Raw genomic sequence first — 23,595 nt, 5'->3', positions numbered from 1 at the left:
CAACTGGTGTGTACTACTAGTACACTCCTCTCATGAACACCAGGGAAATCCTCGTCAGAACGGTGGGCACCGCCCTCGTCACCGCCCTGCTCACCGCGCCGCTGTGGGTGCCCGGCTGGGGCCCGGGCATCCTCGGTGAGATCGCGGCGGCGGGGTTCGTCGGCTCGCTGGTCACGATCACCGTCTTCTTCGGGCTGGTCGCGCTCTACTGCCGCGCCCTCCAGCGCACCCTCGAACTGGTGCCGTCCGGAACCAGGACCGTGCGCCCCTCGTCGGTGTGGTGGATGTTCGCCATCCCCCACAACTTCACCGAGGACTTCTTCATCGTCCGGAACCTGACCGCCTCGCTGACCGCCGACGGACGACTGCCCGAGGCCTTCGTCCGGCGCTGGGCCCTGATCGGCTACGGCTGGTGCGTGTTCCAGATCCTGTCCCTGTTCCCCGGCGTCCCGGGATACGCGGGCGGCGCGCTGGCCATCGGGCTGTGGGCGGCACACTGGGTCATGACGGCCCGGGCGAACCGTGTGCTCGCCGTCCGGCAGACGGTCCCGTCGGCCGTCCCCGGCACCCCCTGAGGAACCATGGCCCTGCCCCGCTTCCACCGACTGTCCGACGACGCGAAGGCCGCGCTGCTCGCCGTCGCCCGCGCGCACTTCGCGCGGGACGGCAGGGACGCGGCCTCGTTCAACCGGATCATCAGCGAGGCGGGGATCTCCAAGACCTCCGCCTACCACTACTTCGACGGCAAGGACGACCTCTTCGACGAGGTCGCCGCCGACGCCGGCGCCCGGACCCTCGCCGCGCTCGGGCCCTGGGTCCCGGCGGCCACCCCGGACGAACTGTGGCGGGGCATGCGGACGGGGACCGTCCGGCTGCTGGAGCACCTGCGGGACCACCCGGACGACCGCGCGGTGCTCGCCGCCCGCGCCCCCGGGCCCGAGGACGGCGACCCGTGGATCGCCGAGGCCGTCGCCAACGCCCGTGACCTCGGGCTGATCGGCCCCGACCCCGGCCCCGAACTGATCACCCTGGCCACCGCCGCGCTGCTGGCCGCCCTGGACGGCTGGGCGCTGCATCACCCGGAGACCCCCGCCACCACCGTCGCGGACACCCTGGTGCTGCTGCTCGCGCGGCTGTGGAAGTGACGGGCGACGGTCCGGGGGTCAACGGAGCGCCGCCACTGCGCGGATCGCCCGCTCCACGTCCGCCGGGCCGGTCGCCAGGGTCGGGCCGAGCCGGACCAGACGCCGACCGTACGGAGTGACGTCGGCGACCACCCGGTGACGGTTCCTGAGGGCGGCCACCACTTCCCACGGGTCGTGTCCCTCCAGGGAGAAGGAGACGATCCCGCCGGAGAGCGCGGCGGACCCCGGGGTGACGAGCCGGACGCCCTCGAGTTCAGCGAGGCCCTCCTTCAGCCGCCCGGCCATCCCTGAGATCCGGCGCCAGACGCGTTCCTTCCCGATGGCCAGATGGAAGGAGAACGCCTCGTCGAGCGCCCACTGGTGCTCGAACGCGTGGTAGCCGCCCGGGGTGGCCGCCATTCCGGGGTCGACCACGGGCGGGGGGTGCTCGCTCATCCAGCCGAAGGACGGGACGACGGGTTCGACGGACCGCCAGGCGTCCCGCCTCCCCCAGACGATGCCGGTTCCCCTGGGGCCGTACAGCCACTTATGCGTGCCGGACATGAGGAAGTCGCAGCCGAGTTCCGCAGGGGTCTCGGTGGCCACCCCCAAGCCGTGCACGGCGTCCAGACAGACCAGGACGCGGTCCTCCTCCGCCCTGCCCCGGTTGATTTCCGCTACCGCCGAACAGATCATCGGGACGGGAATTCTGATGCCCGTCGTGGAATGCACCCAAGTGAGTGCCAGAACCCTGGTACGGGGGGTCAGGGAAGCGGTCAGCCGTTCCGTCATCTCTTCCGGAGAAGCGGTCGCGGGGTCGTCGTAGAGTCGCGTTCTGCGGAGGGTGACGTCATCGAGGACCGCCTTCGCTCGCAATGCCGCGTGAGTGGAATGGAATTCGTGTTCCGTGGTGAGGATCTCGCTTCCGGCGGGCAGCCGGAGACCCAGGTACACGGCCGCTATTCCGGCCGTGGTGCTTCCGGTGAGGGCCACTTCCGGCGTCGGCACTCCCAGGTATCCGGCGGCGGCCTCCCGTACGGCGACCTCCCGGTCCCCGTTCCGTTCCAGGGCGCCGCTGGTGTCCCGGTCGAGCTGGTCCCGGTACCGCGCGATCGCGGCCCGCACCGGAGCGGGGTGGGAGGCCAGCGTGTAGGCGGAGAAGTGCGCGAGGTCCGGGGAGAGGGCGAACTGGTCCCGCACCGACCGCCAGCTCCGGAGGCCGGGACGGTCCGGACCCCTCCCGGCCGGGAGGGCGGACATCCTCGCGGCGGGCCCCCTTCCGGCGGGCCCCCTCCCGGCGGCTTCCGCCGGGCCGCCGGAAAGCCCCGCCAAGCCGCCCGTGAGCCCCGCGTACACGATCCGTCTGCGGTCGATCATCCGTCCGTCTCCCTCCTCGTTCCTCGTCTTCCTCGCCGCGCCCCGCCGGCGGACGGCCGCACGGGCCGCCCGCCGACGGGGCACGGCCAGACCTCAGCACGCGAGCGCGTGGCTCCCTCGCGTGAACGCCGCGCGGACGGGTTCCCCGTCCACGGAGTGCGTGAAGCAACCGTTGAGGGCGCGCCAGGCCCAGTAGCCTTGGTAGAGGCCGCAACGCCACTGGTTCCCGGACGCGTTGATGACGTCCCCGTCCCGTGCCGGGGTGCACTCGGGCATGGACGCGCATTCGTAGACCACCGAGCCGATGCGGCACCAGGACTTGCCGAGCGCCCGCGACGGCTGGAGGTCGCCCCGCTCGTACTCGGCCCCCACGGAGGCGGCCCGGGCGGCGGGGCGGTCGTCGGCCGGGCGGTCCAGGGCGGGCGCGGAGACGCTCGCCGGACCGGTGAGCGCCGAGGCGGCGCCCGGTACGGCGAAGAGGGCCACCACGCCCAGCGCCACGGCGGTGAGGGCGAGGACGAGTGATCGCAGTGAGGACACGTATTCCCTTTCGCTTTCATCCCGCGCTTATTCGGGCGGGATCACCTTTCGAGTGGGGGTGTTGTATCCGGGTGAGGAGAGCACCTCGATGACTCTCTCCTCCAGTTCGCCGGGGTCGACGAGGGGGGAGATCGCCTGAGTGGGCACCGAATCGATGTCCCGGATGATCGCCAGGAAGAGGTGCTCCACGCCTAGGTAGGAGTGACCCAGATCGGTGGCGTTCCTCTTCGCGGCCTCGATGATTTCGAGAAAGCGCGGTGTGGGGGCGGGTTCCTGTTCATTGGCCACCCGGTGCCACCTTTCATTTCAGGTGCGTTCTCCAGGGCCCTGGAATTATTCGGATCTTAAGGGGGTGGCGGCAGGTGCCTGTAACCGTACTTTCGGCCAGTCTGCTTCTCCTGGGGCCCGCCCGAACGGACTGCCGTCCCTTTGCGGGGAGGGCTGACGGGAGGGGGTCGCCGTTCGGCCCGGTCAAGGCGAGTGCCCACCGCGACCTGCGGGGAGCGTCCCCGGAAGAGCGCTCCCCCCGGACGGCCGCCCCCGCCCCGCTGGCCAGGGGGCGGGCGGGGGCCCGGAGTTCACACGGATGAAGCATTCGGGAGGGTGCGGTGAACTCGCCGAGGCCGGAAAGGAGCGCCGGAGAGGGGACGCCGGGGAGAGCGGGCCCTTCGAAGACGGATCCTCGACGACGGACCCGGGGAGGAACGCCAGGGGGAGGGGACGTCCGTTCCGTCCGCCCCCTCCCCTCGCGGGACCGTGCCCCGGATCGTGCCGGGGCCGCGCGCCGGACTCGGCCCGGACTCGGCGCGCCCGGACTCGGCCCGGACTCGGCCCGGGCTACGCCCTGGACTCCGCCGTCCCCGTGGCCCCGGTGGCCCGGGTGGCTCCCTCGGGGACCTCCGCCGCCACCTCGGCGAGGAACGGTTCGACCGCCGCCCGCCACGCCTCCGGCTGGTCGTGGTGGAGGAGGTGCGCGGCGTCGGCCACCTCCGCGTACCGGCCGCGCGGCAGCACCCGCACCATCTCCTGGGCCTCCGCCCGGCCCAGTCCTCCGTCGATCCCGCGCACCACCAGGGTCGGGCAGCGCACCTGGGCCAGTTCGTCCCAGTGGGCGTTGTGCGCCCAGGCCGTGCGGGACGCCAGCATCTGCGCCGGATCGAAGACGGGCCGCCAGCCGTCCGGGGCCTCGGTCATCACCTCGGCGTAGAACGCGCCCCGCGCCGGATCGGGGCGCTCCAGCCACGGATCGGTCTCCCCGAACCACGTCCGGGCGTCCGCGAGGCTGGCGAACGGCAGCGGCCAGGCGTCGAACCACCGCTCCCACTCCCGCTGGGACGCCGCCCCCAGCGCGGACGGCCGCATGTCGCAGACGACCACGGCCCGGACCAGGTCCGGATGGCGGGCGGCGACCTGCCAGGCCGTCAGCGCGCCCATGCCGTGGCCGATCAGCACGGCGGGCGCCAGTCCCAGCCGCTCCAGGGCGGCGACGGCGTCCGCGATGTACGCCTCCCGGTCCCAGGGGCCGTCGGCGGGCTTGTCGCTGGCCCCGTGTCCGCGCTGGTCCAGCCCGACCGCGCGGTGCCGTTCGCCCAGCCAGCGGGCGGTGCCCGCCCAGTGGGACGACCGGCCCATCAGGCCGTGCAGTAACAGCACCCCCGGCGCGTCCGCCCGTCCCCGTCCCAGCGGTCCGGCGAAGTCCCAGGCGGCCAGGCGCACGCCGCCCGCCCCGGTCACGTCGATACGCCTCGCCATTGCTCCGGCACCCCCTCGGTGGCGGCCTCACGGGACCGCTCGCACACTCTTCTGGGTTGTCGCTGGTCTTCTCAGTGGGCTGGACGGTGCGGGTGGGAGGTCGCCGCCCCGCCCGCTGTTCGATGGCCGACGTGCGCCAGGTTATCGAACTCGTATTCGAAACGAGGGTCTTCGGTCCCGACACCCCTCGTTCGGGTGACGGGCGCCGGGGATTGGCCGCGACGGGCCGGGGGAGATCACCACCGGGAGGCGGGCCGCTCGGGGAAACCGGCCCGAGGGGAGTGACCCCGGGAGCTCGGGGCTCCGGGTCAGCGAGGGGGAGGACGGCCCCGGCGCCATCGGGCGCCGGGGTCCTCCGCCCGTCAGGGGTCCCGTGCGGACACGGGCCGTGTCGTCGGCGCGGGACGCGCGATCCCGTGGGCGCTCGTCGCCCCGGGCCGTGGTGGCGCGCCGGACGGTGTTCCGGGGCGTGCGGGGGGTGCGGGAGGCGCGGGGGACCGGGGTGCGGGCACGCGGACGCCGCGCGGTCCGGGTGGCGCGGCCCAGCGCGCCGTACCGGCCGTTGCCCCGACGTACCCCGCGTACCGCCCGCTGTGCGCAGCGCATCGCCCGCCCCTCCCCGGCCGAGCACCCGGGTCCTCCCACGCGGTCCCGGGCTTCGAGTCATATGCCTGACGCACAGCCTGACACGGGATCGGGGACTCCGCTGCGATTCCACACACAGAACGCGGGTCCGTTGTGAACGTGAACGCCCGCCGACCCCCTCCGGTGCCGTGCCGCCCCAACAGCCCCACCAGATCGGGGTGTTGGCGCGCGACGTTCACTCACCCGTTCCCCGCGACGGGTGGCGGGACGGACGGCACCCGCTCCGGGCACCGCGCGCATGGTCCCGGCCCCTGCCCGGGAAGCCGGGGCCGACCAGCACTGACCAGCACTGACCACGGCCGAACCCGACCGGCCTGGGCCCGACCCGTGCCTGGGCCCGACCGGCCCGGACCCGACCCGTGCCCGAACCGGTCCGTGCCCGACCCGACCCGACCCGGCCCGTGCCTGGGCCCGATCCACGTCCGACCCGGAGACGGACGGGGAACCGGACGGGAGACGGACGAAGAGAACGAGGCCGACAGCCCCCGCCCCGGGCCGACAGCCCCGCCCCGGGCCACCCGCCCCCGCCCCGGGACCACCGCCCCCGCGCCCGGGCCGAGCACCCGGCGGTCACGGCGACCCGCCCCCGACGACCGGACGAGGCCGGAACCACCCGACCGGAACCGCCCCCGGCAACCGGACGCGGTCACTACCGCACCGTTCAGCCGCTACCGCCCGAGTCGGAACCGCTCAGCCGGAACCCGTCAGGCCGGAACCCCCGGGGCCGGAACCGCCCGCCCGGAACCGCGAGGGCCACCGGCCACCACCGGCCACCACCGACCAGCGTCGGCGACCGCCGGTCACCGACCACCACTGGTCACCGACCACCACTGGTCACCGGCCACCGCCGGTCACCGACCACCGGTGACCGGCTACTGCTTCGCCACGAAGACGTGGGACGCGACCTCGGTCCCCAGCTCCGCGGCCTCTCCGCCGCTGCCGACCAGGACCCCGCCCGCGGCCTCCGTCACGCTGACGACCGAACCGGGGCGCACCCCCGCCCGCCGCAGCGTGTACATCAGCTGGGCGTCCGTCTGGATCGGCTCGCCGATGCGGCGGACGATCACCGTCTTGCCCTCGTCGCCGGGGTCCAGATCCGCGAGGGACACCATGCCCTCGTCCAGGAACGGATCGGCGGGGTCCTTCTCGCCCAGTTCCTCCAGCCCCGGGATCGGGTTCCCGTAGGGCGACTCGGTGGGGTGCCGCAGCAGCTCCAGCACCCGGCGCTCCACCGCCTCGCTCATGACGTGCTCCCAACGGCACGCCTCGGCGTGGACCTGCTCCCACTCCAGGCCGATCACGTCGACCAGCAGACATTCCGCGAGGCGGTGCTTGCGCATCACCCGGGTGGCGAGGCGTCGGCCCTCCTCGGTCAGCTCGAGGTGTCGGTCGCTGGCGACCGACACCAGACCGTCGCGCTCCATGCGCGCCACCGTCTGGCTCACCGTCGGGCCGCTCTGGTCCAGCCGCTCCGCGATGCGGGCGCGCATGGGGACCACACCCTCCTCTTCGAGTTCGAGGATGGTGCGGAGATACATCTCCGTGGTGTCGATCAGTCCGGACATACGTACGTGCCCCTCGTTCGGCTTTGCTAGTGCCGCACTAGCGAGTGCGCTGGCCCCTGGCCCCAATTCTTACGCATCGCGCCGACAAGCGGGCCCCACCTGCCGTACAGCGTCCGAGTACGCCCGTCCAGAGGGCGTCCGGCCCGTCCGCCGGAGGGCGGGGTTCCGCCGGGCCGCCCGGCCCCCCGGCGGACGGACAGGGCCCGTCCGCGTGGGTTCCGGTCCGTTCCGCGCGGGACCGGGAGGGAGGCTCCCGACCGGCCGGACACCCCCGCCGACCTGCCGGGACACCGGGAACGGAGGCCCTGGGCGGCGGCCCCGTCCGGCCGGTCGCCCGTATTGACAGCGCGGCGCTCCAGAACGCACCGTGATCCGCGACACGCGCGCGGACCGCTTCCGCGCGGGTCCCCCGTCACGGTGCGCGGCACGTCCCGCGCCCGGCGGCGGACCACCGGGGGACGGCGGACGGACCCCGCGCGCGGCGACGACGACCGTGAACGAAGGGGTTCGACGAATGAGCGACAGCGGGTCCACGGGGACCGGGAGCGCCGTGGCGGGCGGCACGGGGGACCGGGGGGCGGCCGACGGCGGCGCGCTCGCGGACCGGTTCTTCGACGCGGCCATCGGACTGCTCCAGCAGGTCCGCGACCTGGACGCGGAGGAGATCGCCGCGGCGGGCGCCCTCATCGCGGACACCGTCGAGTCCGGCGGACGGCTGTTCGCCTACGGCGCCGGGCACTCCTCGCTCGCCGCGCAGGACCTCGTCTACCGCGCGGGCGGTCTCGCCCTGATGAACCTGCTGACCGTGCCGGGCGCCGTCGTCGACGTGGTGCCCGCCACCCTCGGCTCCGCCCTGGAGCGCGTCGAGGGCCTCGCCACGGTGGTCCTGGACAGCGGTCCGCTGCGCGCGGGCGACCTGCTGATCGTCATCTCGCTCTCCGGGCGCAACGCGCTGCCCGTCGAGATGGCCTCGCACGCCCGTGAACTGGGCGTCCGGGTCATCGGCGTCACCTCGGTCGGGTACGCCACCGGCACCACCGCGCGCAACCCGTCCGGGACCTTCCTGAAGGACCACTGCGACGTCGTCCTCGACACCCGGATCCCGGTCGGGGACGCCGAGCTGACGCACGAGGGCATCGCCGCGCCGTTCGCCCCCGCCTCGACGGTGGTGACCAGCGCCGTGCTCCAGGCCGTGATGGCCACGGCCGCCGGGGAACTGGCCGACCGGGGCGTCGAGCCCCCGCTGCTGCGCTCCGGCAACGTCGACGGCGGACTGGAGTGGAACGACCGGATCATGGACGAGTACCGGGAGCGGATCTTCTACCGCCGGTGACACCGGACGCCACCGGTGGTCTTCCACCGCCGGTGGCCCGTCGCCGCCACCGCCGGTCCCCGACCGCCGTTGATCCGTGACCGTGACCGTGACCGTGACCGTGACCGTGACCGTGACCGTGGCCGCTGTCGTCCTCGCTGTCGGCGACGCCGTGACCGGTGGCCTCCGCCGCCGATGCCTCCCGCACCCGTCCCCCGTCTCCCTTCCGCCGCCGCTGACCCGGCGCCGGGGTCCACCGGGGCGGGCCCGTCCGCGCCAGCGGCCCCCGGCACGGACCGGAGGCCGCCCCGGACGGGAAGGGTCAGGCCCGGGGTGCCTCCAGCGTCCCGGCCAGGTCCACCGCCCCGGCGACCCGGGCGGCGACGCCCTCCGCGTAGGTGGCGTCCAGCCGTTCGAACTGTTCGCGGCTGGACGCGCGCAGGAAGGTCAGCACGCCCAGGGTCCGGCCCCGGCTGCGCAGCACCGAGCAGAGCGCGTGCACCGCGTCCTCCGGCCACTGCCGGGCCCGCGCCCACTCCCGGGCCCGGCCGGGCGGATCGACGGGCGCGCTGGCCCGCACCGAGCTGACGCGCTCCACGCTCTGCAACGCCGGGTGCCCGGGCCCGTACCGCAGCGGCAGCGCGGAGCGGTAGTGGGCGAGGCCGGGGCCGGGGGGCCCGGACGGGGTGGTCAGGGCGCGGACGAGCCGGGCGGGGGTGCCGTCGGGCCCGGGGGCCTCCGGGTCCCCGTCCACCGGGAAGAGGTCCAGCAGCACGTGGTCGGCGAACCCGGCGAGGGAGAAGTCCAGCTGGACGGCGACCGCCTCGGCGGGGTCCTCGCACTCGGCGGCGGCGCGCGCCGCCCGGTGCGACTGGTTGGCGCGGAAGCGCAGCTGGGTGGCCTCCTGCTCGGTCCGCTTGGACTCGGTGACGTCCTGGAAGAGCCAGCCCACGCCCAGCGGAACCGGTTCTTCGGAGAGCGGTGACGACAGCCGGACGAAGCCGCTGCGCCAGCACCGCCGGACGCCGCCGCCCGTCTGGCGGACCGTCACCCACAGATCGGCGGGGGCGGGCGGCGCCCCTTCCGCGAGGACGTGCGCGAGGGCGCCCTCCAGCTCCTCGACGCCCTGGGCGAGGAACTCCCCGAGGGGGCGGCCCAGCAGGGCGGTGCGCCCGCTGCCGAGCGCGGTGGCGGCGTGCGCGTTGGCGGCGGCGGGACGCAGATCGGCGTCGATGAAGACGACGCCCCACGCGGCGTCCTGGAACAGCGCCTCGCTGAGCGCGATGGACCGTTCCAGGTCGATCTGGGCGTGGACCTCGCCGAACGCGCAGTACACCCCGGCCGGCTCGCCGTCCGGGCCGCGCACCGCCGCCGACTGGGTGCGCACCAGCACCCGGCCGCCGTCCTTGGTGAGCAGCGGGAACTCATGGACCTGCCGCCCCCGCGCGGACATGGCGCCGAGCAGCCGTTCCTCGATCTCGGTGGCGTCGCCGGGCCGGGCGGCCCAGCCCGCGAACCCGCGCCGTCCGACCGCCTCGTCGGCGCTCCAGCCGAGCACCCGGCCCGCCTCGCGGTTCCAGTGGGTGACGACCCCGTCCGCGTCGAGCGCGCACAGCGCCGCGTCCATGCCGTCGAGCAGCGCCGCGAGCAGATCCGCGCCCTCGTGACCGGGGCCGGACGGCCCCAGCTCGTCGGTGGCCCCGCTCCGCCGGGAAGCACTCACCCTGGCACCCCCTGTCCGCCGGTACCGGGGGCACCGGGTCGTCTCTGGGGTACGCGTACCACTGCGCACGGGTACGTGTACCGCGCTCCGGCCTCATTCAACTCGAACGTGACCCACCCCACACAGTGTTCCCCGAAAGAGGCCGGACGGGGGAAGCGGCGGGGGCACGAGGGACGGATCACGGGGCTTTTCGGGGGCACTGGGGGCGGCTTTCGCGCAGGTGGGGGCGCAGGGGGGCGGACACCGCCGCCCGCGCGCCGTCCCTGCCCGCCCGCCCCCGGGTGGTCCCGGGCCGCTTTCCCCCGGTCCGCCCCGTCCCCCGTCCGTCCTCCCCGGCCGCTGGCCGGGGAGTGCTCCGGCGCCGGGCTCCCGGTCGGCCTCGGGCCCGCCCGGAAAATAAATCGGTTGAGCGCCTCCGGGGGCGTGCCTACGGTGGGGAGCACACGGAAGGGAGGTGGTTCGGATCATGATCGACATCCGGACGAGTGAGGTGGCTGCGGGCTAACGGCCCGTCACCCCACGCAGTGCGGTGCCGGACCAGCGCGCGGACGCGTGCGCGACCGGCCCAATCCACGCAGTCACCCGACCCGCGGGCCGCCGGTACGTCCGGCCGGCTCCACCGCCCCGAGGCGGTGGGACCAGGCTCGCGGGTCGCCCGCGTTCCCGGGCCTCCCGGGCCTCCCGGGCCTGCTGGTCCTCCTGGTCCTCCTGGTCCTTCGCGGCGGGGTTCCCTGGGCCTTCCCGGCTTCCCCGGGTCTTCCGGACCGGGCCGCCGGACCTTCCCCGCCTGGTCCTCCGCCCTTCGCGCTTCCCCGGGACGTCTCCGGGGCGGTCTCCCGGGGACCTCCGCCGACGCCAGCGTCCCGCCCGGACGGATGGGCGGACGGACGGGCAGGCGGGTGGACGAGCGGACGGGACGGGAGTGTTCGCCCGACGCCGGTGCGTACCGGAACGCACGCGCGGGCCCGCTCGGTGGGCGTCCGTCCGGTGGACGTCCCCGGTGCCGGTGGACGTCCGTTCCGGCGGGCGTCCGAGCGGACCCGCGTACGGAAGGGAATCGCCGCGCGCCCCGTGGTCCCCTCACCGTGGACGGCCCGGCCGTCCGCGTCCGACGGGCCCCCAGGGGCGCACGGGGGGCGGTTATCGGCGGGCCTCCCGCGCGCAGGCGTAGGCCAGCGGACTGATCAGCTCCTCCGCGTCCGGCAGCCACCGGTTGGCGGTGGTGGGACGGTTCGCCCACTGGACGGCGCCCCGGGTGCCGAACCGGGTCGGCGGAGCGGCGACGTACTTGCCCTCCCCGAGGGTGTCCAGGTCCAGCGAGGCGGGCGGCCAGCCCAGCTTGCGCACCAGGTCGGGCACCTTCGCGGTGGCGCCGGGCAGCACGAAGAACTGCACCCGCCGGTTGGGGGAGCAGATGACCGGACCGAGCGTCAGCTCCATGCGCTCCATCCGGGCCAGTGCCAGGAACCCGGCCGTCTCGGGCACGTCGATCACGTCGAAGGTGCGACCCGTGGGCATCAGGATCGACGCCGTCGGCTGGTTCGCCCACAGTCTGCGCGCGGTCGACGCGCTCCCGGTCGCCTGGGCCGCCCAGTCCTCACGCGCGGGGTGCGCCCCCGGCGCGGCACAGCCGGTGTCGCCGCACGAGCACCGGGGGACTCCGTCGACGGTCTCCATCCAGGTGCCGGGGAAGACGTCCCAGTGCCGCTCCTCGGCGTACCGCACGGCGGTGTCCAGCGGCGCCTCGCCTCGCTGCTGGGGGATCTGGGCGGTCGGTGTGACTGCGATGGTCTCTTCCACGTGCTTCTCAACTCTCGCTTCCTGTCGGGGTAACGGCCCTCCGGGCGCACGGGCGCGGTGCACCGGGGCCCGCGGCGGGGCGCATGGGTGCACTGGCAGGGGCGCGCGGAGGGTCGAGCCGCGGCTGTGGGTAACCAGGGTAGGGGCGGACTACCGGCCGTTACCCCGGCATTTCTCGTATGTCCCGCATCTTCCGTTTGTCGCCGGGGCATTGATCAGCGAGAAGCCGCCGCGACCGGCGACTGAACAGTGCGAAATCACCTGAACCGGACACGATGTCAGACAAGACCCGGACACGACCCAGACCAGACGAGGCGGCGGGCAGCCGGACGCCGCAGCAACAGGGGGTTCACGTCATGGCCGCACGGCCTCTCGTCGCGCGGCAGCCGAACGAACGGCTGCAAGCGCTCATCCAGGAAGCCGCCTGCTCCAATGCCGGACTGGCACGCCGCGTCAACATGTGCGGCGCGGAGCACGGACTCGACCTCCGCTACGACAAGACCTCCGTGGCCCGTTGGCTGCGGGGCCAGCAGCCACGGGGCAGGGCCCCCGCCATCATCGCGGAGGCGCTCGGCCGCAAACTCGGCCGCACGGTCACGATCGACGAGATCGGCATGGCCAACGGCAAGAACCTCGCCTCCGGCGTGGGGCTCCAGTTCTCCCCGACCGTGCTCGGCGCCATCGAGCAGGTCTGCGAACTGTGGCGCAGCGACGTGGGCCGCCGGGACTTCCTGTCCGGCTCCTCGGTGGCCGCGTCCGCGCTGGTGGAGCCCAGCCGCGACTGGCTCATCTCCACCCCGGACGCCCAGGTGGCCCGGCAGGCGGGCCCCCGGGTGGGGGTCTCCGACGTCGAGGCGGTCCGGGCGATGACCCAGGCCCTGGTGGACCTCGACCACCAGTACGGCAGCGGCCACGTGCGGCCGGTCGTCGTGCACTACCTCAACAGCGTGGTGTCCGGGCTGCTCGCCGGGTCCTACCGGGAGGCGGTGGGGCGGGAGTTGTTCGCCGCCGTCGCCCGACTCACCGAACTCGCCGGGTACATGGCCGTCGACACCGGGCAACCCGGCCTGGCACAGCGCTACTACATCCAGGCGCTGCGGCTCGCCCAGGGCGCGGGGGACCGTGGCTACGGCGGGTACGTGCTGGCCGCGTCCATGAGTCACCTCGCCGCCCAGCTCGGCAACCCGCGCGAGATCGCCCAGCTCGCCCGGGCCGCCCAGGAGGGCGCCCGGGGGCGGGTCACCCCGCGCGCGGAGGCCATGTTCCACGCGGCCGAGGCCCGGGGGCACGCCCTGCTCGGGGACGCGCGTTCGGCGCAGACGGCCTCCGGACGGGCGGTGTCCGCGATGGAACGGGCCGATCCGGCGGCGGGCGACGACCCGGCGTGGATCGCCCACTTCGACGAGGCGTACCTCGCCGACGAGCTGGCGCACTGCCACCGCGACCTGGGCCAGTCCGAGGCCGCCGCCCGCACCGCGCGGGAGGCCCTCGACAAGCACCCGCCCACCCGGGCCCGGCGCCGGGCCATCGCCCTGGTGCTGCTCGCGACGGCCCAGGCGCAGCAGCGCGAGGTCGAGCAGGCGTGCCACACCGGGCTGCGGGCGGTCGAACTCCTCGGCACCCTGCGCTCCCACCGGGGCGCGGAGTACCTGGAGGACTTCCACCACCGGCTCGAACCCTTCCGGGACGAACCGGTGGTCCGGGAGTTCGGCGCCCGACTGGAACTCCAGGCGGCCTGACCCGCCCGCTCCCGCCCCTGGGACCCGCCCCTGGGGCCCGCCTCCGGGACCCGGGCCGCCCCCCCCGGCCTGACGATTCCTTCCGTCCCCCGATCCCGACCCCTGAACCCCCACCCCCAGTCCGCCCCTCCAGTCCGCCCCTCAGTCCCAGTCCGTTCCGACCCCCAGTCCGTCCCGACCCCTGAACCCCAGCCCCGGCCCGTCCCGACTCGCCCCCGACCCCGTCTCCCACTCCCCGCCCCCGGCGCCCTGCCCGCCCCTGGCCTCCGGCCCCGGCCGGGGTGGCCGGGGGTGGCCGGGGGTGGCCGGGAGGCGGTCGGGCGTCCGCCCGGCCCGGGTGGCGTGAGACGGGTCACGGAAGGGGTCCCCCGCCCGGCGGGGGACCCCTTCCGTGACCCGTCCGCCGGGTTCGGAGGCCCCCTCGGGGCGACCCGCTCCGCGCACCGCTCCGCATCCGTTTCCGCTGGTCGGACGTACCGTCAACTCCGCGCGTGAACACGGGAGAACACCGTTACCCAAGAAGGTTGCGGCCATCCCCCCGGGTCAGGGGGCCGCCGTCCGGGCCGCTTGGCGTCCCGGACGGGGCACCGGGTAGCGTGACCGGTCTGTTCGGAAGTTCCCCCATCCGAAGGAGACCTGGTGACGCAGCGCGGACAGGGCGGGGAACCGTATCCCTCCCCGGCACGGCGCCCCCACGAGGGCATCGTGCTGCCCGCCGACGGAAGCGGGCCGCTGCTGCCCCCCGACCTCGGTACGCCCGTCGCCCCCGGCACGCCCCCCGTGCCCGGGGCCGCGCCGCCCGCCCCCGGCGCCCCGCAGTTCCACGGCGCGACGCCCCCGGCCCCCGGTGGCGCGCTCCCCGCGCCCGGCGGCGCCCCGTCGCCCTGGGCGGACGCCCACCCCGTCCCGTACCCCGGAGCCGCCCCGGCGCCCGCCGCCCCCGTGCCGGGCTGGCCGCCCACCGCCGGGTACGGCTCGGCCCCGCTGCCCGCCGGGCCCGGTACCGCCCCGGACGCCGAGGCCACCGCGCTGCTGCCCCCTGTCTCCGCGACCACCCCGCCGCCCCCGGCCCCGCCGGGCGGCCACCCCGCGGGACCCTTCGCCCCGTCCGCCGCCAACGCCGGGTTCCCCCCGTCCGCCAGCCCTGCGTTTCCCCCGTCCGCTACCTCTGGGTTCCCGCCGCCCACCGGCCCCGGCTTCCCTCCGCCCGCCGACGCCGGGTTCCCCTCGTCCACCGGCCCCGGGTTCCCGCCGCCCGCAGCCTCCGCGACCGGGTCTCCCCCGTCCGCAGCCTCCGCGACCGGGTTCCCCCCGGCCCCCGGTCCCGCGACCGGGTTCCCCCCGGTGCCGGGTCCCGCCACGGCCTTCCCGCCTGCCGCGGGCGGTGGGGACGCCCCGGCCACCCAGTACCTCCCGCCCGTCCCGGCGGCTTCCGGAGGTCTCCCGCCGGAGGCCGGAGCGGCTCCCACCGAGCTGATCCCGCCGGTCCCGGCGGGTCCCGGGCCCGCCGGGCCGCTCGGTCCCGACGCCCAGGCGACCCAGCTGATCCCGCCGGTCCCGGCGGTCGGCGGCGCGGACGCCGAGGCCACCCAGCTGATCCCCCCGGTTCCGGCCGCCGGTGGCGTGGACGCCCAGGCCACCCAGCTGATCCCGCCGGTCCCGCCCGCGGGCGCGGAGCACGGCCCCGGACACATGGCCGCCACCCAGGTCATCCCGCCCGTCGCCCCGGGAGCGCTCCCGCCGGAGATACCGCCCGCCCCCGGCGCCGCGCCCCGGCCCGGCGGTGGCGCGCCGTCCGACGTCCACAGCGCGCCCACCCAGCACTTCCCGCAGGTGCCGCCCGCGCCCACCGGCGCCCCCTACGGCATCCGCCCCGGCGCCCCCGGCGACCGCACCCCGCCCGAGTCGCTCGCCGGATTCGACTCCCTCTTCCGTACCGACGGGCCGCCCGCGCCCGGTGCCCCGGCGGCACCCGGCGCCCCCGGTCCGGTCGGCGCCCCGGGCGCGCCCGGCGCGTCCGGCCGTCGTGCCGCCCCCGGCCACCCGGGAACCCCCGGTCACCCGGGAACCCCCGGTCACCCGGGAACCCCCGGTCACCCGGGAACCCCCGGTCACCCGGGAACCTCCGGCCACCACCGGCACCCCGGTCACCCGCCGGGCCCCTCCGGGCCCTCCCAGGGCCCCTCCGGCCACCGCGCCCCGCGCCCCGGAGCACCCGGCCCCGGCGCCCCGGCCCCCGGCCCCCAGGGCGGCCGGGCCGCGAACCGGCGGGCCGCCCGCCCGGCGGGCCGTTCCCGGACCCGGCTGGTCATCGCGCTGGGCGTGGTCCTGGTGGTGATCGGCGTCGGCACCGGCGCCCTGCTCAGCGAGGACGGCGACGAGCGCGACTCGGGCCGCTCCGGCACCAGCGGCGTCCCGGTCTCCGCCACCGACGGCACCGGCGCCACCGAGGCGGCCGGTGCGGCAAGCGAGGCCACCGACGCCGCGCCCGCGCCGTCCGCCCCGGCCTCCGACGGGGCGAAGGAGCGGGCCGCCGGACAGGCCGCCGAACTGGACGCACTGCTCGCCGACAGCGGCGGCAGCCGGGCCACCGTGATCAGCGCGGTCGCCGACATCAACCGCTGCCAGGACCTGGACGACGCCGCCGAGGACCTGCGGGAGGCGGCGGAGGAACGCGAGGACCTGGTGACCCGCCTGGACGGGCTCTCCGTCGACGCGCTGCCCCGGCACGCCGAACTGACCCGGGCCCTCACCACCGCCTGGAAGGCGTCGGCGGAGGCGGACGAGCACTACGCCGCCTGGGCCGACCGGGTCGAGGGCCGCAAGGGCTGCCGGGGCGGCAAGGCCCGTCAGACCAAGGAGGCGGCGGCCGGGAACCGGGCCAGCGGCGAGGCCACCCGCGCCAAGCGGACGGCGTCCGCCCTGTGGAACGCCGTCGCCCGGGAACACGGACTGACCACCCGCCAGCCCACCCAGCTCTGACGGGTCCGGCAGCGGACCCCCTCCCCGGGCGCCCGGGGAGGGGGAGCGCGCTCATCGCGGGGGCGCGCCTTCCAGCAGCCCGGTGACGTCCGTGAACCCGCGCCGCGCCGACACCAGCCGTCCGTCCCGCACGGTCTGGAAGGTGACGTTCGCGTTCACCACCCGGGGGTGGTCCCGCAGCCCGAGCAGGTCCTCGTACCGCCAGCGCAGCGGGGGCGTCAGCCCGCCGGTGTCGACCCGGAGGCCGTCGTCCAGGGCGGCGCGCACGGTCCGCGCGGTCACCGGGCCCCCGTCCAGTGAGGCGACGACCTCCCGCAGCACCGTGTAGGCGATCCAGGTGGTCTGCACCCCCGCGTCCGCCGGATCGACGCGGTTGTCGTCGAACGCGTGCTCCCGGATCACCTCGCGCATCGCCTTCCACCGGGGGTCCGAGGCCACCGGGTACCAGCCGCAGACGTAGGCCCCCTCGTACGGGCCCGACCCGCCGCCCGTGCTGTCCACGACCGCCTGGTCCACGCTGCCGAACGCGGCCGCCACCCGGACCGAGGGGTGGTCCCCGGTGCGCCGGAACGAGTCCATGAAGGTCCGGGTGCGGTCCCCGAGCGCCGCGACGACGCACCCCCGGGTCCCCTCGTCCCCGCCGCCCTGGGCCCCGCCGCCCGGGGCCCCGCTCCCGGCGGCCGGCCCGACCCCTTCCACCGCCCGGCGCGCGTCCCGGGCGTAGTCGGTGGCCCGCTCCGCGACCCGTACGTCGACGGGCGCGCCGCCGCCCCCCTCGGCCAGTCCGGCGGCGAACAGCGGCGGCAGCGAGTCCCCGGCGACGGTGTCGGGACGCACCAGCGCCACCGAGGCGCAACGGTCGGCGAGCTGTCTGCCCAGCCCGGCCATCAGCGCGGGCTGACCGCCGTTCACCGGGTACGCCATCGTGCTGTTGAACTCCCCGGGGGTGACGCCGTGGCCGCCGAGGTAGGGGATGCCCGCCATCTCCAGGGTGCTCAGGAAGGCCCGGTCGTGCTGGCTGTACGAGCCGACGACGGCCACCGCGTCCTCGTCCACCGCCCGCCGGGCGCACTTCTGGGCGGCCACCGCGTCGTTGCGCTCGTTGCAGGTCAGCACCCGCAGCTCCCGTCCGCCGAGACCGCCCTGGGCGTTGACCCAGCGGCCGTAGGCACGGGCCATCGCGGGCACGCCCGGCAGGTCGTGGGCCCCGGTCTTCTCGGGGGCCCAGGTCAGCACGGTGACCGGGCCGGGGTCGCCGGAGGAGCCGAACACGGTTCCGCAGCCCGTGGTGAGCGCGGCGCAGAACGCGAGCACGGCCGCCACGGGACGGACCCGGCCCCGGCTCCGGACCCGGACCCGGACCCGGCCCTGGCTCCCGCCCGGGCGCGGACGGACGGCGGGGGAGACGGGGGAGGCGGGAGCGCTGAGGGAGCAGGGGGAGCCAGGGGGTACGAGGGGGGCGGGGGCGCTGGAGGGAACGGGAGCGCCAGTGGAGCCGGGGGAGCCGGGGGAGCCGAGCGAGGCAACGGGGGAGGAAACGGGGGAGGCGGGGGCAGCGGTGGGGTACCCGGGGGTACGGCGTGGGCCGGTCATGGTTCCGCACGATCGCGGGGCCTTCCCAACGGCCGAGTGTCACCGGGGCAAGGACGGATGACACCGGGGTGAATTGCGGGGGACGGTGCGTGGCCCGCCGGGGGGAACGTACGATCGGGAATCGTGCAAGGTCCGGAGAATCCTTCCCGTCGCGGCCGCCGCTCCTCCACCATGGGCGGTATGGCACTCAACGACATGCCGTGGTGGCGCTGGCGCGGCAATGTGCGCTCGGCGCTGCACATGCTCTCCGACCCGGCCTTCCAGCGGGAGTGCTGGCTGGCCGGGCGCACCGAGTACGGGGACGTCACCGACGCCGTGTACCGCCTGGTCGAGGACACCTGGCTGGACAACTGGTCCGCCGAGAAGTACGTGGGGACGATCTTCCGGGACGCCGAGGAGGCCGCCCTGGTGGACGCCGCGGTGCTCCGGGTGCTGCGGATCATGCACCAGGTGGGCCCGGACGCGGCGGTCTCCGCCTATCTGGACCACCCGGGCTGGCCGGAGGCGGTGCACGCGGCCCGCGAGGCGCACGTCCGGCTGGCGACGGCCGACGCCGACGACCCGGACCAGCCGCCGCGCACCCTGGAGGTCCTGCGGATCATGACGCGGGGCGGCTGAGCGCGGTCCGACCCTGTCCGCCCGCTGAGACGGGGCCCCGCGCGGGGCCCGGTGTGGGATTCTGGACCGCATGAACGATCAGGTCACCGCCCCCGCCGAGCAGTACGTCCTGACGCTGTCGTGCCCCGACAAGCAGGGCATCGTGCACGCCGTCTCCAGCTATCTGTTCATGACCGGCTGCAACATCGAGGACAGCCAGCAGTTCGGCGACCACGACACGGGTCTGTTCTTCATGCGGGTGCACTTCTCGGCGGAGGCCCCGGTGACCCTCGACAAGCTGCGGGCGAGCTTCGCGGCGGTCGGCGACTCCTTCCAGATGGACTGGCGGATCAGCCGGGCCGACGAGAAGATGCGGGTCGTCCTCATGGTCAGCAAGTTCGGGCACTGCCTGAACGACCTGCTGTTCCGCGCCCGGACCGGGGCGCTGCCGGTGGAGATCGCGGCGGTCGTCTCCAACCACACCGACTTCGCGGAGCTGGTCGAGTCCTACGGCGTCCCGTTCCGGCACATCCCCGTCACCCGGGACAACAAGCCCGAGGCCGAGGCGGAGCTGCTGGAGCTGGTCCGGGAGCGGGACGTGGAGCTGGTGGTCCTCGCCCGCTACATGCAGGTGCTCTCGGACGACCTGTGCAAGCGGCTCAGCGGGCGGATCATCAACATCCACCACTCGTTCCTGCCGAGCTTCAAGGGCGCCAAGCCGTACCACCAGGCGCACGCCCGGGGCGTGAAGCTGATCGGCGCGACGGCGCACTACGTCACCGCCGACCTCGACGAGGGCCCGATCATCGAGCAGGAGGTCGAGCGGGTGGGCCACGGCGTCACCCCGGACCAGTTGGTGGCGGTCGGCCGGGACGTCGAGTGCCAGGCGCTGGCGCGGGCCGTGAAGTGGCACGCCGAGCGCCGCATCCTGCTCAACGGCAGCCGCACGGTCATCTTCCCCTGAGCATCGAGTCCTGAGCCCTGAGCCCCGGGGCCGGGCTCCGGGCTCACAACCGGCTGAGGGACGCCGTGGCGGCGAGTACCTCCTGGATGGCCCGGGTGTCGCCCTCGCGGCCCGCCGCAGCGTCCTCCGGTGCCACCCGCCCGGCGGCCAGCCGGCAGAACTCGGTGTCGTCCAGGGCCACGTGCGCGACCTGGTGCGCGGCGGCGTCCGCCGTACCGGCGGCGCCGGGCGGATCGAGCGGGATGTGCCAGTCGCCGCCGCCCGAGCCCTCGATCTCCAGCCGGACGCTGCGCCGGGGCGCGCGCGGTCCGGGCGGTACGAGCCCCGCGTGCCGTCGCCGGGCCAGCGTCCGGGGCAGCACCCGCACCCCCAGGGCGACCAGCTGACGCAGATGGCGGGGCGCCGGGGGCCCGTACGGATAGGTGACCGCCTCGGCGATGTCCGTGGCGTGCACCCAGCACTCGAAGGCCCGGTCCAGCATCGCCTCCCGCAGCGGCAGGGTGAACTCCCCGTACGGAACCGGGAGTTCCCCGTTCCGTCCGGCTTGCGGCGCGGTGTCGTCCGCGCCGAGCGCGGCGGTCCGGGTGAGGGCGTGGGCCTGTTCCCGCCAGGGCACCCGCACCGCGCGGTCGGGCGGGGCGTCCAAGGCGTGCCAGTACGCCTCGGTGCGCGCCGCCGGGCCCAGCACCCCGGTGCCGCCCGGCTCTCCCGGGGGCCGCAGCGGATCGTCCAGGCCGAGCGCGGCGGCCACGATCCCGTCGACGGTCAGCAGATGGGCGATGACCCCGGCCACCGTGGTCTCCCGGCTGCGCGGCCCGGCGTCCTCGTACCAGCGCAGCCGCACGGGGGTGTGCCACTCGGTGTCGCCGAAGTCCTGGAGGAGCGCGTCGAGCCGGGCCGTCTCCGCGTCGTACGGCGCGGCCCACTCGGGGACGGGCACCCGGGCCGGACGGCGGCCGAGGCAGGCGTCGAGGACCCGGGCGCGCAGCAGGGGGTCCAGGTCCAGGGGTTCGGCGGGGCGCAGCAGGGGCACCGCGTCCCGCAGCCGCAGGGCCTCTGCGGCGCAGGGCGCGCAGCCGCCGAGGTGGTGCTCCACGGCCGCCGTCTCCCCGGCGCCGCAGGCGCCCAGCGCCCAGGCGCCGAGCAGGGACTTGAGCACCTCGTGCGACAGCGGCCCCACTCCGTCGCCAGCGGGGCCAGCGGGGCCAGACGGGCCAGCGGGTACGGGTTCCGGCGGGCCGGGTGCGGGGCCGACGGGGACGGGGTCCGGCGGCCCGTGGACGGCGCTCACCGGGGGTGCCCCGGTTCGGGCGGGGTGCCCGCCGTGTCGTGGGCGGTGGCCAGCAGCTGGAGGCCGAGCCGGAGCCTGCGCCGGGCCTCCTCGGCGGTCACGCCCAGGTCGGCGGCGGTGGTCCGGTAGTCCCGGCGCTGGAAATACGCCTGTTCCAGCGCGGTGCGCAGGGACGCGGGCATCGCGGCGACGATGTAGTCGGCACGGGCGGTGGTGGCCGCGTGCCGCACCTTCCGTTCGAGTTCGGCGGTGGAGGCGGCGGCGTCGGCGGTGCCCTCGGTGAGGGCCGCCGTCTCGGTGCGCCGCAGCCGCTCGACGGCGAAGCGGTGGGTGAGCGAGGCGACCCAGGTGCGCAGCGGGCCCTGCCGGGGGTCGTAGGCGCCGGGGTGCTCCCAGACGTGGGTGAAGACCTCCCGGGTGATCCGGTCGGCCCCGGCCTCGTCCGCGAGTACCCGGTGGGCCAGTCCGTGCACCAGGGAGGCGTAGCGGTCGTACAGTTCGCCGAGCGCGGCGGCCTCGCCGCGCGTCAGCCGCTGGTGCGTCCGCCGGTCCCAGCGCGGCGGAACGTCCTTCGCCATCCGGCCCCCTCGTCCACGGCCCCGTCGCACGTCCCGCCCGCAAGCGGCGTGCCCGCTGCCCGCTCGTCGTCGCGGTGCGCGGGTCGGCGCTCCGCACCTCGAATGTAGTCGTCCGGGACGGGCGCGTCCGTCCCTTTGCCTTATGAGATTTCCAGTAAATCCGCAGATGGAGACGGGGTGTGGACGGTATTTCGGCCCATGTGTCGTGTGTGCGGCGGGTGTTGAAAACACCTGTCCGAATGTGATCGTGACAGGGCGAATACTTCTCTTCACGATTCTGAATACCCGTGTTTCACGGCGGCTGCCACGGGCAGTCGGCCAGGGAAGCGTAAGAACCGCTTCCGGATCTCCGGGCGGCGCGACGGCGACGGTGCCGCCGTGGACGGAGAGGACCGGGAGCACGGGAAGTACGGGCGGTGCGGCGAGGGTTCCGGACGGATTCGGCGGTTCGGCGGACGAAGGGCTGGAGCGTGGCGTTCAGGGTGACCGAGGACGAGCGGGGCGAGTGGGCCGTGCTCAGGGTCTCGGGCGAGTTGGACTTGATGACGTCGCCGGTGCTGCGGCAGCACGTGCGGGACGTCGTGGCGCAGGGACGGCACCGCTTGGTGCTGGACCTGTCCGACGTGTTCTTCTGCGACTCCAGCGGGGTCGGCGTGCTCATCGCGACCCGACGGCTGATCCGTTCCTGCCGGGGCCGTCTGCGGCTGACGCTGCCCGCGCGCGGCGCGGTCGAGGGCTCGCACGTGAACCGGGTGCTGGCCGCGCTCGGCGTCCGTCGGCTCTTCGAGGTGTACCCGGACGTGGAGGCGGCGGTGAGCGAGCGGGCGGAGCCCCTGTCGGCGTAGGCCGCGTTCCCGGTCCAGGTCCCGGTCCCGGTCCAGGTCCCGTCCCCGGGCGTGGACGCGGGCGCGGGCCGTGCGGCCGGACCGTCCGGACCGCCGCGCGGGCGTGGGCGCGGGCCGTGCGTTCAGGTCCCGCCGCCGCACCCGCCGCCGCAGGAGCCTCCGCCGCAGGAGCCGCCCGCGCCGACCCCGCCGCCGTCGGCCCACCAGCCCGGAGCGCGGTCCGGTCCGGGGCGGTTCCGCGCGGGGTCCGTCGTCCCCGGCCGGGCGCCCGGGTCGGCGGCCCGTTCCGACCGGGCCCGATCCGGCCGGGGGGCGGTGGCCTCCGTCGCGGCGAGGTGGCGTTCGCACAGCGCGTCGAAGGCGGGCCACGCCGACGCGGCGCTCCTTCCGTCCGCCAGTCCCAGCCAGAGCGCCACCGGCGCGTGCGCGGCCAGGGCGATCAGGAACCAGGCCCCGCTCGCGCCGGGTTGACGGGAGTGGAACCCGATGCCGTGGACGAGGACGGCGGGCAGGCTCCCCACCGCCGCCCACGCGGCCACCCGACCGGGCGCGTGACGGGTGCGGAGCCGGGGGAGGCGCCGTCGCGCCTCCTCGCGCAGCAGGCCGGTAAAGGCCGGGAAGCGGGGCGAGGCCATCACCCGGTCGAGGGGGACGGCCCCTCCGGCGCCCTCCCCGGCGTCCCGGACGGCCGCCTGGAGCGTCTCCAGCAGGGGGTGCGGTTCCGGGCGCGGCTTCCGCCCCCCGCCGCGTCCCCGGCCGGTGTGCCGCTCCCGACGGGACAGCACCAGCGTTCCGGCCCGGGCCGCCGCGCGCTCCCGGTCGGCGGGCCCGGCCAGGTGGTACGCGGCCAGGACGGGCACGGCGGGCCCGGCCCCGGGGAAGCGCCCGATGGCCCGGCGGTCCCGCCACCGCCGGTGGCCGAGGCGGAGCAGCGAGCCCGCCGTCAGCACGGTGAACGAGCAGACCCAGACCACGACGAAGACCCAGCCGGAGGACAGACCCGTCAGACCGTCCGTCACTTCCCGTCCCCCGTCTCCCGGTCGTCGCCCGGCTCCGGTCCTCGTGCCGGTTCCGGCCCCGCCTCCAGGGTGACAGCGACGGCTCCCGAGGCACAGCCCCCGACGGTCCGCGGACCGCCCGGACCGGGCCCGACCGGAGGGTTTTCGGA

At 75.7% G+C, this 23,595-nt stretch carries 19 protein-coding genes; 8 read left to right on the top strand and 11 right to left on the bottom strand.

Annotated features, from left to right (window positions below; genetic code table 11):
• Positions 1-32: 32 nt before the first annotated feature.
• Positions 33-575, top strand: a complete 543-nt coding sequence (locus tag ACVWNX_RS13800) for a hypothetical protein (RefSeq protein WP_454414216.1) — start codon at positions 33-35, stop codon at positions 573-575.
• Between the two features lie 6 nt (positions 576-581).
• Entirely contained in the window at positions 582-1,145 is a 564-nt protein-coding gene (locus ACVWNX_RS13795) for a TetR/AcrR family transcriptional regulator (RefSeq protein WP_454414215.1), read from the top strand.
• An 18-nt stretch (positions 1,146-1,163) separates the two neighbouring features.
• Here ACVWNX_RS13795 and ACVWNX_RS13790 read toward each other — a convergent pair whose 3' ends face one another.
• From ACVWNX_RS13790 to ACVWNX_RS13770, 5 genes are all read right to left on the bottom strand, one after another.
• A complete protein-coding gene (locus ACVWNX_RS13790; protein ID WP_454414214.1) occupies positions 1,164-2,324 on the bottom strand; it encodes an aminotransferase class V-fold PLP-dependent enzyme in 1,161 nt (386 codons plus the stop codon).
• A gap of 270 nt (positions 2,325-2,594) precedes the next feature.
• On the bottom strand, positions 2,595-3,041 hold the full coding sequence (locus tag ACVWNX_RS13785) for a hypothetical protein (RefSeq protein WP_454414213.1): 447 nt from the start codon (positions 3,039-3,041) through the stop codon (positions 2,595-2,597).
• A 27-nt stretch (positions 3,042-3,068) separates the two neighbouring features.
• On the bottom strand, positions 3,069-3,329 hold the full coding sequence (locus tag ACVWNX_RS13780) for a Clp protease N-terminal domain-containing protein (RefSeq protein WP_454414212.1): 261 nt from the start codon (positions 3,327-3,329) through the stop codon (positions 3,069-3,071).
• Positions 3,330-3,878: 549 nt separating this feature from the next.
• Positions 3,879-4,793 (bottom strand): alpha/beta fold hydrolase, encoded by a 915-nt coding sequence (locus tag ACVWNX_RS13775; protein ID WP_454414211.1) that lies wholly within the window; start codon positions 4,791-4,793, stop codon positions 3,879-3,881.
• A gap of 1,517 nt (positions 4,794-6,310) precedes the next feature.
• Entirely contained in the window at positions 6,311-7,003 is a 693-nt protein-coding gene (locus ACVWNX_RS13770) for a metal-dependent transcriptional regulator (RefSeq protein ID WP_454414210.1), read from the bottom strand.
• A gap of 514 nt (positions 7,004-7,517) precedes the next feature.
• Here ACVWNX_RS13770 and ACVWNX_RS13765 point away from each other — a divergent pair.
• On the top strand, positions 7,518-8,336 hold the full coding sequence (locus ACVWNX_RS13765; protein ID WP_454414209.1) for an SIS domain-containing protein: 819 nt from the start codon (positions 7,518-7,520) through the stop codon (positions 8,334-8,336).
• Between the two features lie 301 nt (positions 8,337-8,637).
• Here ACVWNX_RS13765 and ACVWNX_RS13760 read toward each other — a convergent pair whose 3' ends face one another.
• Entirely contained in the window at positions 8,638-10,038 is a 1,401-nt protein-coding gene (locus ACVWNX_RS13760; RefSeq protein WP_454414208.1) for a PAS domain-containing protein, read from the bottom strand.
• A gap of 1,140 nt (positions 10,039-11,178) precedes the next feature.
• The gene (locus ACVWNX_RS13755) at positions 11,179-11,838 is read right to left on the bottom strand and encodes a bifunctional DNA primase/polymerase (protein WP_454414207.1); all 660 of its coding nucleotides are present in this window, start codon (positions 11,836-11,838) and stop codon (positions 11,179-11,181) included.
• A 356-nt stretch (positions 11,839-12,194) separates the two neighbouring features.
• Between ACVWNX_RS13755 and ACVWNX_RS13750 the strand changes: the two genes are divergently transcribed.
• The gene (locus ACVWNX_RS13750; protein WP_454414206.1) at positions 12,195-13,577 is read left to right on the top strand and encodes a transcriptional regulator; all 1,383 of its coding nucleotides are present in this window, start codon (positions 12,195-12,197) and stop codon (positions 13,575-13,577) included.
• A gap of 639 nt (positions 13,578-14,216) precedes the next feature.
• Positions 14,217-16,559, top strand: coding sequence for a hypothetical protein (locus ACVWNX_RS13745; RefSeq protein ID WP_454414205.1), 2,343 nt, complete (start codon positions 14,217-14,219; stop codon positions 16,557-16,559).
• 51 nt (positions 16,560-16,610) lie between these two features.
• Here ACVWNX_RS13745 and ACVWNX_RS13740 read toward each other — a convergent pair whose 3' ends face one another.
• On the bottom strand, positions 16,611-17,882 hold the full coding sequence (locus ACVWNX_RS13740; RefSeq protein WP_454414204.1) for an ABC transporter substrate-binding protein: 1,272 nt from the start codon (positions 17,880-17,882) through the stop codon (positions 16,611-16,613).
• 441 nt (positions 17,883-18,323) lie between these two features.
• Here ACVWNX_RS13740 and ACVWNX_RS13735 point away from each other — a divergent pair, with 441 nt between their 5' ends.
• Together ACVWNX_RS13735 and purU are read left to right on the top strand one after the other, a co-directional pair.
• Positions 18,324-18,770: an SCO4402 family protein gene (locus tag ACVWNX_RS13735; RefSeq protein ID WP_454414203.1), complete on the top strand. Its 447-nt coding sequence runs from the start codon at positions 18,324-18,326 to the stop codon at positions 18,768-18,770.
• A gap of 70 nt (positions 18,771-18,840) precedes the next feature.
• Positions 18,841-19,713, top strand: a complete 873-nt coding sequence (purU, locus tag ACVWNX_RS13730) for a formyltetrahydrofolate deformylase (RefSeq protein WP_454414202.1) — start codon at positions 18,841-18,843, stop codon at positions 19,711-19,713.
• A 43-nt stretch (positions 19,714-19,756) separates the two neighbouring features.
• Here the strand turns inward: purU and ACVWNX_RS13725 are convergent, their stop codons facing one another.
• Both ACVWNX_RS13725 and ACVWNX_RS13720 read right to left on the bottom strand, forming a co-directional pair.
• Complete coding sequence (locus ACVWNX_RS13725; RefSeq protein ID WP_454414201.1) at positions 19,757-21,004, bottom strand: zf-HC2 domain-containing protein; 1,248 nt, start codon at positions 21,002-21,004, stop codon at positions 19,757-19,759.
• A complete protein-coding gene (locus tag ACVWNX_RS13720) occupies positions 21,001-21,582 on the bottom strand; it encodes a sigma-70 family RNA polymerase sigma factor (RefSeq protein ID WP_454414200.1) in 582 nt (193 codons plus the stop codon). Before ACVWNX_RS13720 ends, ACVWNX_RS13725 begins: the two co-directional genes overlap by 4 nt.
• Positions 21,583-22,052: 470 nt before the next feature.
• On the opposite strand from ACVWNX_RS13720, the gene ACVWNX_RS13715 reads away from it, so the two are divergent.
• Positions 22,053-22,427, top strand: a complete 375-nt coding sequence (locus tag ACVWNX_RS13715; protein WP_454414199.1) for an STAS domain-containing protein — start codon at positions 22,053-22,055, stop codon at positions 22,425-22,427.
• Positions 22,428-22,549: 122 nt separating this feature from the next.
• Here ACVWNX_RS13715 and ACVWNX_RS13710 read toward each other — a convergent pair whose 3' ends face one another.
• On the bottom strand, positions 22,550-23,446 hold the full coding sequence (locus tag ACVWNX_RS13710) for a hypothetical protein (RefSeq protein ID WP_454414198.1): 897 nt from the start codon (positions 23,444-23,446) through the stop codon (positions 22,550-22,552).
• Positions 23,447-23,595 lie beyond the last annotated feature (149 nt).

The organism is Streptomyces sp. JNUCC 64 (assembly GCF_054484115.1).
Note: the sequence above shows the minus strand (reverse complement) of the source record. Positions and strands in the feature narration are given on the sequence as shown.

Bases quoted from the DNA above. Each gene is read 5' to 3' on its own strand.
- ACVWNX_RS13800 (WP_454414216.1), top strand. From the start codon at position 33: ATGAACACCAGGGAAATCCTCGTCAGAACGGTGGGCACCGCCCTCGTC.
- ACVWNX_RS13720 (WP_454414200.1), bottom strand. From the start codon at position 21,582: ATGGCGAAGGACGTTCCGCCGCGCTGGGACCGGCGGACGCACCAGCGG.
- ACVWNX_RS13795 (WP_454414215.1), top strand. From the start codon at position 582: ATGGCCCTGCCCCGCTTCCACCGACTGTCCGACGACGCGAAGGCCGCG.
- ACVWNX_RS13770 (WP_454414210.1), bottom strand. From the start codon at position 7,003: ATGTCCGGACTGATCGACACCACGGAGATGTATCTCCGCACCATCCTC.
- ACVWNX_RS13735 (WP_454414203.1), top strand. From the start codon at position 18,324: ATGGGCGGTATGGCACTCAACGACATGCCGTGGTGGCGCTGGCGCGGC.
- ACVWNX_RS13750 (WP_454414206.1), top strand. From the start codon at position 12,195: ATGGCCGCACGGCCTCTCGTCGCGCGGCAGCCGAACGAACGGCTGCAA.
- ACVWNX_RS13775 (WP_454414211.1), bottom strand. From the start codon at position 4,793: ATGGCGAGGCGTATCGACGTGACCGGGGCGGGCGGCGTGCGCCTGGCC.
- purU (WP_454414202.1), top strand. From the start codon at position 18,841: ATGAACGATCAGGTCACCGCCCCCGCCGAGCAGTACGTCCTGACGCTG.
- ACVWNX_RS13765 (WP_454414209.1), top strand. From the start codon at position 7,518: ATGAGCGACAGCGGGTCCACGGGGACCGGGAGCGCCGTGGCGGGCGGC.